Source organism: Pseudidiomarina aestuarii, from assembly GCF_003987355.1.
In the GTDB taxonomy this organism is placed as follows: Bacteria; Pseudomonadota; Gammaproteobacteria; order Enterobacterales; family Alteromonadaceae; genus Pseudidiomarina; species Pseudidiomarina aestuarii.
Map to the genome: position 1 here is coordinate 1,054,969 of NZ_PIPR01000001.1, position 13,230 is coordinate 1,068,198.

General features: G+C 48.7%; 13 protein-coding genes. 1 reads left to right on the top strand and 12 read right to left on the bottom strand.

Features of this window, described 5'->3' with window-relative positions; all coding sequences use genetic code 11:
• Positions 1-81 precede the first annotated feature (81 nt).
• The 11 genes from nqrM to CWE22_RS04930 all read right to left on the bottom strand — a co-directional run bounded on the left by nqrM (position 82) and on the right by CWE22_RS04930 (position 9,534).
• The gene (gene nqrM, locus CWE22_RS04880) at positions 82-294 is read right to left on the bottom strand and encodes a (Na+)-NQR maturation NqrM (RefSeq protein ID WP_169930235.1); all 213 of its coding nucleotides are present in this window, start codon (positions 292-294) and stop codon (positions 82-84) included.
• Positions 295-329: 35 nt separating this feature from the next.
• The gene (locus CWE22_RS04885) at positions 330-1,355 is read right to left on the bottom strand and encodes an FAD:protein FMN transferase (RefSeq protein WP_169930236.1); all 1,026 of its coding nucleotides are present in this window, start codon (positions 1,353-1,355) and stop codon (positions 330-332) included.
• 6 nt (positions 1,356-1,361) lie between these two features.
• On the bottom strand, positions 1,362-2,603 hold the full coding sequence (nqrF, locus tag CWE22_RS04890) for an NADH:ubiquinone reductase (Na(+)-transporting) subunit F (RefSeq protein WP_169930237.1): 1,242 nt from the start codon (positions 2,601-2,603) through the stop codon (positions 1,362-1,364).
• A gap of 43 nt (positions 2,604-2,646) precedes the next feature.
• Positions 2,647-3,255, bottom strand: a complete 609-nt coding sequence (gene nqrE / locus CWE22_RS04895; protein ID WP_169930238.1) for an NADH:ubiquinone reductase (Na(+)-transporting) subunit E — start codon at positions 3,253-3,255, stop codon at positions 2,647-2,649.
• 10 nt (positions 3,256-3,265) lie between these two features.
• The gene (locus CWE22_RS04900) at positions 3,266-3,898 is read right to left on the bottom strand and encodes an NADH:ubiquinone reductase (Na(+)-transporting) subunit D (protein WP_169930239.1); all 633 of its coding nucleotides are present in this window, start codon (positions 3,896-3,898) and stop codon (positions 3,266-3,268) included.
• Complete coding sequence (locus tag CWE22_RS04905; protein ID WP_169930240.1) at positions 3,891-4,679, bottom strand: Na(+)-translocating NADH-quinone reductase subunit C; 789 nt, start codon at positions 4,677-4,679, stop codon at positions 3,891-3,893. Before CWE22_RS04905 ends, CWE22_RS04900 begins: the two co-directional genes overlap by 8 nt.
• The gene (locus CWE22_RS04910) at positions 4,672-5,871 is read right to left on the bottom strand and encodes an NADH:ubiquinone reductase (Na(+)-transporting) subunit B (RefSeq protein ID WP_169930241.1); all 1,200 of its coding nucleotides are present in this window, start codon (positions 5,869-5,871) and stop codon (positions 4,672-4,674) included. The genes CWE22_RS04905 and CWE22_RS04910 overlap by 8 nt, the downstream gene beginning before the upstream one ends.
• 2 nt (positions 5,872-5,873) lie before the next feature.
• Positions 5,874-7,214, bottom strand: a complete 1,341-nt coding sequence (locus CWE22_RS04915; RefSeq protein ID WP_169930242.1) for a Na(+)-translocating NADH-quinone reductase subunit A — start codon at positions 7,212-7,214, stop codon at positions 5,874-5,876.
• 268 nt (positions 7,215-7,482) lie between these two features.
• A complete protein-coding gene (gene fabV, locus CWE22_RS04920; RefSeq protein ID WP_169930243.1) occupies positions 7,483-8,664 on the bottom strand; it encodes an enoyl-ACP reductase FabV in 1,182 nt (393 codons plus the stop codon).
• A gap of 90 nt (positions 8,665-8,754) precedes the next feature.
• Complete coding sequence (locus tag CWE22_RS04925; protein WP_169930244.1) at positions 8,755-9,066, bottom strand: BolA family protein; 312 nt, start codon at positions 9,064-9,066, stop codon at positions 8,755-8,757.
• Positions 9,067-9,069: 3 nt separating this feature from the next.
• Positions 9,070-9,534, bottom strand: a complete 465-nt coding sequence (locus CWE22_RS04930; protein WP_169930245.1) for a hypothetical protein — start codon at positions 9,532-9,534, stop codon at positions 9,070-9,072.
• 456 nt (positions 9,535-9,990) lie between these two features.
• On the opposite strand from CWE22_RS04930, the gene CWE22_RS04935 reads away from it, so the two are divergent.
• Entirely contained in the window at positions 9,991-11,355 is a 1,365-nt protein-coding gene (locus tag CWE22_RS04935) for a capsule assembly Wzi family protein (RefSeq protein ID WP_169930246.1), read from the top strand.
• A 5-nt stretch (positions 11,356-11,360) separates the two neighbouring features.
• On the opposite strand, the gene CWE22_RS04940 is transcribed toward CWE22_RS04935, so the two are convergent.
• Entirely contained in the window at positions 11,361-13,193 is a 1,833-nt protein-coding gene (locus CWE22_RS04940) for a cation:proton antiporter (protein ID WP_169930247.1), read from the bottom strand.
• Between the last annotated feature and the right edge of the window lie 37 nt (positions 13,194-13,230).

A 13,230-nucleotide genomic window follows, 5' to 3' on the forward strand; every position in this document is an offset into this window, starting at 1 on the left:
TAGCTACTAGAAAACACAGATCTGCGCCCTTCTAGTAACCAGTAACCAGTAACTAGTAACTAGTAACTAGTAGCGCCTTCGTTATTTGATGCGGTTTTGCTGCCACTGCTCTTCTTTTGCCATCCGAGCTTTACGTTCATCGCAGGGTTCATCGCAATCGCAGGCTTTTTCCATGCCCAAGGCACCAATACCACCGCAGCTTCCAGAAATTGATTTACGTTGAACGATAAAGCCAACCGACATGGCTAACACCACCACCAAAAAGATGGCGAAAACGGCTAAAAATAATCCCATGCGGACCTCCTGACTATGATTCGACTTGCGGTTGATTACTGGTTCAAAAATGGCTCAAAAGCAGAGCTGGCGACTTCTTTAAAACTACCCTCTTCTCGAGTGACGAGTAACACCGCTAGACTTTTTTCCTCAGCAAACGCAAGAGCTTCTTCTGCACCCATAACCGATAGTGCAGTCGCATATGCGTCTGCATCCATCGCCGTACCCGCAATCACTGTCACCGACACTAAATTGTGTTGGATAGGATACCCAGTGCGCGGATCAATCAAATGCGATAGCCGCCGTCCATCTTCTTCATAATAGTTACGGTAATCACCCGATGTCGCAATACCTGCGTCACCTGGTTCGACAATACGTTGTACTGCACGTTCCGTAGAAATCGGCTTTTCGATGGCAATCCGCCACGGCTCGTCACCTGGCTTCTGACCTTTGGTGCGCATTTCACCGCCAATTTCGACCAGATAATTATGAATTTCCATTTGCTCTAACAGTAAAGCAACTCGGTCAACGCCGTACCCTTTTGCGATAGTCGACAAGTCCACATAGAGATCTGGAACATCTTTGCGCAGCTGATGATTATCGACATGAAGGAGTTTATACCCTACTTGGTCTTGGACATCCTTGATTGCAGCTGGAGTCGGAGTATCAACAGGTCGACCATCTGGACCGAAGCCCCACAGATTAACCAAAGGCCCAACAGTAATGTCCAGCACTCCGCCCGTTTCTTCAGCAATTTCAATCGAGCGGCGCACAACGACTTCCAATGCTCGCGAAATGACCACAGGCTCGGTCGTTTGCTTGGCGTTAAATAGTGACAACTCAGACTCAGGATCATAAGTCGACATTTGGCTATTCACCTGCTCCAGCACACCATCAACCCGCTCCTTGATCCATTCTGGGTCATACTTGGGATTCGCCGTCACATAGCGAATCGAGTAGGTAGTTCCCATCGTTTCGCCAGTCACTGACAACTGTTGCGGAGCATGAGTGCATGAAACGAAAAAGGCCAGCCCTACGAGGGCTAGCCAAATTCGAGCATTCGACAGTAATGTCTTTTGCATCAGCGATTAACCACCAAAGTCGTCCAACATGATGTTTTCATCTTCAACACCAAGGTCTTTCAATAATTTGATGACTGCTGCGTTCATCATCGGTGGTCCACACATGTAAAACTCGCAGTCTTCTGGAGCTTCATGATCCTTCAGATAATTCTCGTACAACACATTATGGATGAAGCCTGTGTCGCCTTCCCAATTATCTTCCGGCTGTGGATCCGATAACGCCACATGCCAGTCGAAATTATCGTTTTCGCGTGCCAACATGTCGAAGTCTTCAACATAGAACATTTCTTTCTTCGAGCGTGCACCATACCAGAATGACATTTTCCGGTTGGTATTAATGCGGCGTAACTGATCAAAAATGTGTGACCGCATTGGCGCCATACCAGCACCACCACCCACGAATACCATCTCAGCTTCCGTTTCTTTGGCGAAGAACTCACCAAATGGACCCGAAATAGTGACCTTATCACCTGGCTTCAAACTAAAGATGTACGACGACATCTTACCCGCAGGCAGGCTCAAGTTGTTTGGCGGCGGCGTCGCAATCCGCACGTTCAACATAATGATGCCTTTCTCTTCTGGGTAGTTGGCCATTGAATAGGCGCGAATCACCTCTTCGTCAACTTTTGACTCAACATCAAAGAACCCGAAGCGCTCCCAATCTCCGCGGAAACGATCTGCAATATCAAAATCTTTATATTTGACATGATGCGGCGGTGCCTCAATTTGAATATAACCACCTGCACGGAATGGTACATCTTCGCCTTCTGGCAGCTGTACAACAAATTCCTTAATAAAAGTTGCTACGTTGTCGTTCGACTTGACCGTACAATCCCACTTACGAATACCGAATACCTCTTCTGGTAATTCGATCTTCATATTTTGCTTTACGTTCACCTGACAAGATAAACGACAGCCTTCGCGAGCTTCTTTACGGTTAATATGATCGCGCTCAGTAGGCAGGATCTCACCGCCGCCTTCTTTGATAACTACGCGACATTGGCCGCAAGAACCACCACCGCCACATGCAGAAGATACGAAGATCCCGGCATTCGCGAGTGCGCCCAGAAGTTTCGTGCCTGGTTGCGTGGTGATTTTCTTATCATCGTCGTCATTAATCAAAATTTCGACGTCACCCTGAGGTACTAATTTCGACTTTGCCACCATGATGACTGCAACCAAAATCAATACGATCAAGGTAAACATGCCTACGCCGAGTCCAACGAGTACTAACTCTTGCCCTTGCATCGACTATTACCTCTTGTTAATCCGTTTCAACCGTTACCGGTGCTTATAGGGATACGCCAGAAAACGACATAAAGCCCAAGCCAATAAGACCCACTGATATAAACGTGATACCTAATCCACGTAAACCATCCGGTACGTCTGAATATTTAAGTTTTTCGCGCACCGCAGCAAGGGCTACAATTGCTAGCGCCCAGCCAATACCACTGCCGATACCGTAGACCACACTCTCACCGAACGTGTAATCACGCTCAACCATGAACGCAACCCCACCAAAGATGGCGCAGTTCACAGTAATCAACGGTAGGAAGATACCCAACGCGTTGTAGAGAGCAGGTACATATTTATCCAAGGTCATTTCAAGAATTTGCACCAGTGCTGCGATTACACCGATGAACGTCAAGAAACGTAAAAAGCTCAAGTCGGCATCCGGGAACCCGGCCCAAGTCAACGCACCTGGCGCCAAAATATTGTGGTATACCAAGTTGTTCACTGGCACTGAAATACCGAGTACCACGATAACCGCAACACCGAGACCAAAGGCTGTCGTGACTTTCTTCGATACTGCCAGAAACGTACACATACCGAGGAAGAACGATAGAGCCAAGTTCTCAACGAAAATCGCTTTAATAAATAAACTTACATAAGCTTCCATGATCGGCTCCTTATTCCTTTGGCTCTACTTGCTCGGTGCGGAAGGTACGCAGTACCCAAATAAAGCCACCGATAATAAAGAAGGCGCTTGGTGGTAACACCAAGAGTCCGATTGGCTGATACCAGCCGCCCTCTGACGCGAGCGCCAAAATCTGGTAACCGAACAAGCTACCTGAACCGAAGAGTTCACGGATAAAACCAACAGTCAGAAGCACCACTGAGTAACCTAAACCGTTGCCAATACCATCTAAAAACGACAGTCCTGGCGTGCTCTTCATGGCATAAGCTTCAGCACGACCCATCACGATACAGTTCGTGATAATCAAACCGACAAACACCGACAGTTCTTTAGCGATACTGTAAGCATAAGCTCGCAGAATTTCGTCTACGACAATAACCAAACTCGCAATGATGGTCATCTGCACGATAATCCGCACACTGGAAGGAATGTGATTACGAATAATCGAAATAAACAAGTTCGAAAACGCAGTTACAAAGGTCAGTGCAAGACACATAACCACTGTATTTTCCATTTTCGACGTGACCGCCAACGCTGAACAAATACCGAGGATTTGTAGCGCAATCGGGTTATTGGCAAAAATCGGTCCAAATAGGACTTCTTTCATTTCTTTTGCACTAGCCATTATTCAGCTCCCCTTTGCGAATTTTTTCCAGTAACGGACCGTAGGCCGCATCGCTAAACCAATATTGGAACGTGTTTTCAACACCATTACTGGTCAACGTTGCGCCAGACAGAGCATCCACATCGTGCGCTTCGCTGGTCACATTCTTAGTCACGTCGATTTTTACAGTCTCCATTTCGTCACCGTACACTTCTTTACCTTGCCAGCTAGCCACCCATTGTGGATTCTGGATTTCACCACCCAGTCCAGGCGTTTCACTGTGCTGATAGAAGTTGATGCCACGAATGGTGTTCATGTCTGGCTCGAGCGCCAACAATCCAAACATGGTGCCCCAAAGACCATAGCCACGAATGAACAACACCACAGTTTCCAACTCATCCTGAGCATTGTTGATGAAGTAGACCTTAGTGACATTCTCACGCGATCCAATACCCGCCACATCATTCGACTTCTCAAGTTTGGTACCCAGACCAGCTTTTTTTGCAGACGCAATCGGATCGTAGTCGGTTGGATTTTTACCATCGACTTCTTCTACAAATTCAAGCGTATTGAGATTCACCAAACGCGTGTCGACGCGGTCATTAAAAACTGCAACAACATCTGTCGTCGGCTCTAGTAGACCTGCAGCATCGAGGACGTTACGTTGCATATCTAAAGCAGCATTTTTCACCTGCAACGGTTTCAAACCAACCGCTGCACCAGCAACGATGATTGAACACACCAGACAGAGCGCAACAACGACAAATAACGTTTTGCCGAGCGATTCGTTCTTCTTAGACATTACGTGCTAGCCTCCGCTTGATGTTCGCTTGAACTACAAAGTGGTCGAACAGTGGCGCAAATACGTTCGCAAATAGAATCGCGAGCATAATACCTTCGGGATATGCTGGGTTTACGACACGAATCAATACCGTCATGGCACCAATCAAAAATCCGTATGCGAACTTACCTTTGTTGGTGAACGAGGCAGATACCGGATCGGTTGCCATAAACATCATACCGAAGGCGAAACCACCGACGACCAGATGCCAGTACCATGGCATGAGGAACATATTGTTGGTCTCGCTGCCAATCGCATTAAACAGCAATGACAAGGCGACCATACCAACAAACACACCACTGACGATGCGCCATGAGGCGATGCGGAAGTAAATCAACGCAAGTCCGCCAATCAGAATCATCAGAGTCGACACTTCACCCATAGAACCTTGGATGTTACCGAAAAATGCATCCCACCAGAGTGCCGTGTCAGCAAAGTAGTTCGAACCGGTTGCCGCTTGACCTAACAGCGTAGCGCCAGAGAACCCATCAACCGCTGTCCACACTTGGTCGCCCGAAATAGTCGCTGGGAATGCGAAGTACAGGAATGCGCGACCGGTCAACGCTGGATTCAGGAAGTTACGACCTGTTCCACCGAACACTTCCTTACCAATAACCACGCCGAACGTGATACCCAGTGCGACCTGCCATAACGGAATGGTCGCTGGTAGCGTTAACGCGAACAGGACAGAAGTGACAAAGAAACCTTCATTGATTTCATGTTTGCGGATAGAAGCAAACAAGACTTCCCAGAAACCGCCGACAATAAAGGTTGTCGCGTATACAGGGACGAAGAAGCAGGCACCGTAGAACAGCTTTCCAGCCCAGCCAGCAGTGCTTAAGTCGCCGCCAAGCATTTGGAACAGACCGACTTGCCAGATGTCTGCAAGCTCATACCCGTTGACCAATGCCATCGACGCTTGGTTACCGACATTGTACATGCCCCAGAACATCGCCGGGAATGTCATCATCCACACCAAAATCATAATCCGCTTCAAATCAACGTTGTCGCGAACGTGCGTGATGCTCTTCGTTACTTTGCCTGGCGTATAGAGAATTGTGGCAACAGCCTCATAAAGGGCGTACCACTTTTCATACTTCCCGCCTTTCTCAAAGTTCGGTTCAATGCGCTCAATATAGTTTTTTAAGCTCATGATTAACCCTCTTTCTCTATTTCGGTCAACATGTTACGCAGAACCGGACCGTACTCGTATTTGCCTGGACAAACATAAGTACACAGGGCCAAATCTTCTTCGTCCAACTCCAAGCAACCTAATTTTTGCGCTTGCTCGGAATCACCGGAGAGAATATCTCGCAGTAAAACAGTTGGTAAGATATCTAACGGCATAACACGCTCGTAGTTACCAATAGGCACCATGGCGCGATCAGAACCATTGGTTGATGTTGTCATGGCGTATTTTTTGCTCGGGCTTAAATGACCTGCAAATGCACGAGTAACGGAGTGTTGATTCACACCTGGCTTGATCCAGCCGAGGAATTCTTTGTTATCACCTTCCGGCAGTACACTAACCTGCACATGGAAGCGACCTAACCATTGGTGGGCATCGTCAACTTTATGACCATTCAAGACCGATCCTGATACGATACGTTGTTTGCCTTCGGCAAGTTCACCTTGCGTCAATTCACGCAAATTTGCGCCCAATTGGGTGCGCAACAAACGTGGATTTTTGACACCTGGGCCGCCAACCGCAACGACTCGGTCGGTAAAAATTTCACCCGTCGTAAATAACTTACCGTAGGCAATCACGTCTTGATAACCGATATGCCAAGCTCGTTTCGTCATGGATACTGGCGACAGGAAATGCATATGCGTGCCTACCAGACCTGCTGGATGCACACCTGCAAAACTCTCCAATTGAACCTTCGCATCACCTGTATCAACTTCAGCATCTGCCGCTTTCACAACAAAAACTTTGCCTTCAGTGAGATTGGTGAGCACGTTCAGTCCGTCTATAAACGCCTGCTTATGCTCTGCAATGATGACCGCTGGGTCGGCCGCCAATGGATTGGTATCCATCGCGTTGACAAAAATCGCAACCGGTTTTGCATCTAAAGCTGGCGAGCGGCTGAACGGGCGCGTCCGAAGAGCGACCCATTGACCCGAGTCGTTGAGTTGCTCAACCACTTGGTCACGGCCTAACGAGGCTAGCTTACTGCTCTCGTGCTGCGCAAACGTCTCTTGCTCTGTGCCATCGACTTCAATGATGACAGCTTGCAATACTCGTTTAGCACCGCGCATCACGTCTTTGACGACGCCACTGGCTGGTGCTGTGAATTTAACCCCTGGGTTCTTCTTATCTTCGAACAGTACTTGGCCTTTCTTCACCCGATCATCGGCTTTCACCTGCATGGTCGGACGCATGCCAACATACTCTTCACCCAGTACGGCAACGGTCTTGACGGCATGGCCGTCTTCGATAGTCTGCTGGGGCGATCCCTGCAGCGGGATATCCAGCCCTTTCTTGATCGTAATCATACGCGTTTGCACTACTCGTTAGGGAAGATTAATCTCAATCAGTGAAGTCACTGAAAACCTGATAAATCAAATAGAAAACTTGCTCGCATTCACCTAGGGCGGGGATTTTAACACTTTTATTGACCACCTTGCCACCTGCGAAGGACAAAAATTCCAGCAAATCACTAGGGTTATTGTCTGTTCATAAATTCACTGCAGACCGCATTAAAAAAGCCGATGCGTGGTGAGGCATCGGCTTTGTTCAGTTTGCTTTACGCTGCTGGCGAATTTATGACCAGCTGACAACGGGATCAACGTCGGCGTCATAATCGACACCAGCGATGCCAAAGCCAAACAATTTCAAGAAATCGCTATGGTAGCCTTCGTAATCAGCTAACTGATGGAAGTTGTCTTGATTCACTTGGTCCCAAAGAGCTTTAATCTTAGCTTGCGTTGCATCATTGGTTTCTTTGCCGTCCATGCGCAACCGCCCTGCCTCATCCAGCTTCGGGTTGGCCGCGTACAAACCTTCGGTCAACAACCGATAAATTTGTTCAATACAACCTTCATGTGTACCTTCCTCTTTCATCACGCCATAAATCAGCGAGATATACAGTGGCATCACCGGAATGGCTGAACTCGCCTGGGTCACCAACGCTTTCAATGAGGAGACATAGGCTTCTAAATTCAGATTGGTATAACGCGCGCGCATTGCCGCTGCAGCGCGGTCTAAGTCTTCTTTCGCTTTGCCGATTGTGGCATGACCATAAATCGGCCAAGTCAGCTCTTTACCAATATAGGTATAAGCCGTGGTTTTACAGTTTGGTGCTAACACACCAGCTTGATTCAAAGCGTCGAGCCAGAGTTCCCAATCTTCACCGCCCATCACTTTAATGGTTTGCGCAATTTCATCGTCATTGGCAGGTTCGAGCGAAATTTCTTTGACTTCATCCCGGTCAGTATCGTAAGTCTTGGTTGTATATGCCTGTCCAACTGGTTTTAACGTTGAGCTATACACCTGATCTGAGTTCGGATCTTTGCGCTTCGGTGATGCCAATGAATACACCACCAAGTCCACTTGGCCAAAATCCGCTTTGATCTGCTCAATCACCTCAGCCTTCATCTCATTTGAGAAAGCATCACCGTTGAACGACTTCGCATACAAGCCTGTAGCCTTCGCAGCATCATGAAACGCTGCGGTATTGTACCAGCCAGCAGTTCCCGTGCGCTTTTCAGTGGGCTCTTTTTCGAAACAAACGCCGATGGTTTTCGCGCCAGCGCCGAACGCTGTCGCGATACGCGTCGCTAATCCATAACCGGTCGAGCAACCAATCACGAGCACGCGCTGTGGTGCTGCTTCGATTTTGGGTTGTTGCTGAATGAAATCAATTTGTTGTTGAACGTGAGCCGCACAACCGACTGGATGCGCGTTGGTACAAATAAAGCCACGAATCTTTGGATGAATAACCATAATTGTCTCAACCTACCTATTCTTACTTTTATGGAATGCAGCGCAGTGTACCCGACCTCTGCGCAGAAAGACATCTGAGTAGTTGGCTGACTAAGGCTGTTGACTACCACCACGACACACAGGCGACTCAGGTACTTGCTGCAGTTGCTGCCACTCCGTTGGACTGTATAAATGCAACGCCAGCGCATGCAGTTCGCCGGCTAATTCTGCGGCGAGTAATTTGTTCACACGCCGGTGGCGTTGTAATAAGCGTTGACCATCGAACTCGGCACTGACAATCACGAGCTTGTAGTGGGAATCTGAACTCGCTGTGCCGTGCATGTGACTCTCGTTGATGACCTCTAATACCGAGGGGGCCAATGCTTCCCGTAATTTGGTTTCGATCTGAACGGCTAGTGTCATGGGTTACTCCGGACTCATACTCTGATCAAGACTGCTGAAACAAATCGAGCGGTCACGTCCGATCCGCGCCAGTGCATTAAATACATTTGGCGCCGATTCATTGGTACGATAAGCAATCCGATACAACTGAGAGCTGACCGTCCCCCACTCTTGATACAAATAAATATTGTAGTCACGGGCAAACGTCGCTAACGCTTCAATACCCTCTTGACGTTGCCGTGGGAATGCAGAGGCTTCAGCCACTAACCGCCAACGATTTAACTCTTCAGATGAGGCCATTAATGCTTCATTGGTTCGACTGCGACAAAAACTCAATTGCAGCGTATCCACGGTTAACTGCCATTGCGCCGTCGGTAGTTGTTGCTGATCGAGTTCGGTCAGTTGCGCCTGCGCACTGGTATCGGTAGGTTCTGCCGCAGGCTGACAACCCACCAAGAAAAGAATCGATACAAAGACGAAACAGCGCATGTGGCCAACCCAAGAACAATATGAATGAAGTGGGACTAGTATAGAGCCCAAATACAGAAAGTGAATAGCTGTTGGCTACTAGGTAATGGCTACTAGTTACTGGTTACTAGCTACTAGCTACTAGCTACTAGCAATTAGTGATTGACTTCGGGTTGCTGAAAAGCATAGGTGGCGCACTTCTAGTAACTAATAGCTAGTAGCCAGTCGCGCTTTTGAATTTGGAGGTACGAACATCCTTGTTCGTTTGAAGTACTGCAGTCCATATGAGTACTTCCAATTCCTTAAACAGAGTCTATCGCACAGATTTTAATAGTTCAATTACATTTTATAAACATAAGCCTAAGCTACTAAAGAACAAGTTAATTTTTTGTCTTTTTTTATTCGGAAAAGCTAAGCATTTATTTCTCAAGACATTGCAGTATACTCATACGCATTCTTGATAATTGTGGGTTTTGCATGACTAATTTTGGCCGTTTCGTCTTCCCCTCCTGCTGCGCTTTAGCGTTTACTGTTGCATCTGTAGCGACATCCGCGAATGTATGGGTGGAGCGTTCCGACAGCGCTCTATTGGATCGGATCGAACTGCTCGCCAATGCCGGCAAATTACGTACTTCCACTACCAGCTACCCGCTTTCATGGCGCGCGCTCGCTCGTGATTTGGAATTGCTCGATGTCGAGCGCCTCAATGCTGCCGAACGCGATGCTGTGTTTTTGCTTCAGGCCCGTTTGCAAACGGCCGCGAGAGATGCTGCCGACACACAATTAAAAATAGTGGTCAACAGTCAGGACGATGAACGGTATCCGCGGCATCAACGCAGTACCCAGCAGCGGGCCGAATTACAGGTTGCGCATGCATACACAGCTGGTGACTTTGCCGCGCGCATCAGCGTTCAAGCCCGGTTAGACGCGGTCGATGATGAAGATTACGGACTTGATGAGTCTTATCTTGCGTGGCGTTTTGACGGCCTCACCGTTGGAATCGATACACTATCCACGCAATGGGGCGTTGCTGCCGATCACAGCCTGCTGTTATCCGATGCGGCTCGCCCACTCCCCAAGTTCCGTATTAGCTATCAATCGGATCGGATTATCGGTGCGCTCAGCCAGTTTCATTTTCAGTCTTTTATTGGCGCTCGCAGTAGCTTTGGTGATGATTACAACGAACCGGTTTGGGCCAATCGAGTTTCATTCCAGTCGGATGGCTCCCTCCAATTAGGTCTGACCCATGTGATGAGTTCGTTGGATAGCGCGAATAACCCTTATCTTGCATCCGATGAGCGTTGGCATGCGGTGAGTGCCGATGGTCGACTCGGTCTCGTACTCGGCCCGCAAACCAGTGCCGCTCTGTATGCAGAACTTGGGGCTGATCTAGAAAATAACTCGAGCATGTGGCTGGCTGGAGTTAGCGCTTACCAACTATGGGCTGGCTATCAACTTCGTGCCTATGCTGAGGTGAGCGCTGGTGATGAGTTAGACCGTGCAGGTTTTTTTCAATTTAACCACCACCTGGGTCGACCACTCGGACGTTTAGGCGCTAATGATGCCACTGCAATCAGTGCAGGACTGCGCGCGACTAACTTGCAAGGTGAGCAATGGGAACTAACCGTGCGTGATTTTGATGCGAGTGATACACCGTTTACGATCGCTCAACAAACGGATCGTTTTGCGCCGTTAACTGCGGCCACTAGCCAACTCGCTGTCAAACACCAACGTCCACTCGGAAATGGTTTAGTGGGTTTAACCTTAGAGCGTTGGGAAACGGAATGGAACGGCGGTGATTCTGGGTTTAACGCGCAGCTCAGCTACGAGCTGCGCTTTTAACCGTATCAGCTAGCTGGTTTATCCTCTTCCTCAGCGGCACTGACCGTATCCGGGCCAGCCTCAGAAACGAGCGCAACGACTTCCCAGCCCGCTTTGGGGGTAAAGGTTTGGTCGCTCGTAAACACATGACACAGGTCGCGTTCATCAAATGCAAACAACGGAATTGCACGGTTGCCATAACGCTCTTGGTAGTCGGTATAGTCGAAGGTATCGGTGAGCGCAGTCGTTTTCACTTGAGCGCCTTGGAACGTCAAGCTTGCTAACTTCGAGAAGGTGACCCCTTTACCGAATAGTTTTAACCGCTCGCGATAGCTTTCGGATAACTGATTACGCGCTGACGCATCATGCTCAGTGCTGTTCAAACCGAGAATCTTTGCACTCTCAAACCAATCCATAAAATGCAACGCCACTACCGGATTGAGCTGTTTGTATGGCGATAAGATCAACACGCGCCCAATCCCTGTCATATCCATGTGTGTTTCAGCATGCTCCGAGGTTGGATTACCAAAGTACACGGGTAACCCTTCCATACGCGCCTGTTTGATGTGCTCCCAGTTGGTATCTGCAAGCAGCACCGGAATGTCGTGCTCTTTAAGTGCCTTCGCAATCAACCGTGAAGTTGGATTGGCGCCAAAAATCAGGAACCCTTTTGCCGGCGGTTCACGCAAAGTCAATGCGTGAGCCAATGGTTTCGCCGTTAAGCTTTGTAGGACAACTGTACTCAGGATGACAACGAAGACCAATGGCACCAACAAGTCAGCCCCTTCCCACCCCTGCTGCTGCATTTTTAGGGCGAACAATGCCGAGACGGCAGCTGCAACGATACCGCGCGGCGCAATCCAACTCAGTAAGATTTTTTCTTTAACGTTCAACTGCGTGCCAATGCTGGAAACCCAGACGGCGATAGGGCGAACCACAAAGATGATCACAGCGAGTAGCAAGACCGCAGGGAGTCCCAATTGGTCAAAGGCATTCGCGTCAATCCGCGCCGCTAAGATAATAAACAAACCCGAAATGAGCAGCACGCTCAGGGTCTCTTTAAATTCTAGGATATCATCGAGGTTGAGTCCCCGTGTATTCGCCATCACCATTCCCATAACGGTTACAGTGAGCAGCCCAGATTCATGCTGCAGAGCGTTGGATAAGGCAAAAACACCCAACACCACCGCCAGGGTAGCTACGTTACTCAAGTAATGTGGAAACCAGCCTTTCATCAGAGCGCGCGCGAGAATTTTGGCGGCTGCATAGCCAACCGCAAAACCCACCCCTATCGTGATACCGAATGCCTGTAACGCTTGCATCCAACCCGCACCTTGGCTGGCAATAATAAACTCGTAAACGAGTACCGCCAGCAATGCGCCGATTGGGTCAATAATAATACCTTCCCATTTCAGGATATTGGCCAACCGAGACAACGGCCGGACGGAGCGCAACATAGGCTGAATAACGGTGGGGCCAGTCACCACGACCAAAGCCCCAAATAATGCGGATAACTCCCAATTGAATCCCATCAAAAAGTGCGCTGCCACGGCAATCAACACCCAGGTGATAAACATCCCGATGCTGACTAAGTGCGTCACCATACGCCCATGGCCTCGAATTTCCTCAAAGCGCAAGGTTAAGCTGCCTTCAAACAGGATAATCGCAACCGAAAGGGAAACTAAGGGAAAAAGAATGTCACCGAACACAGCATCAGGCTGGAGCAGACCCAACCAAGGACCTATCACCAAACCCGTGAGCAAGAGCGGTAAAATTGCGGGAATTTTTAGTCGCCAAGCCCCCCACTGACACACAATCGACAACACACCAATGAGCGCCAGCGCTGACAAGTTCGACATAGAATTTCCACCCTGGATAAGCTAAAAGTTCATACTA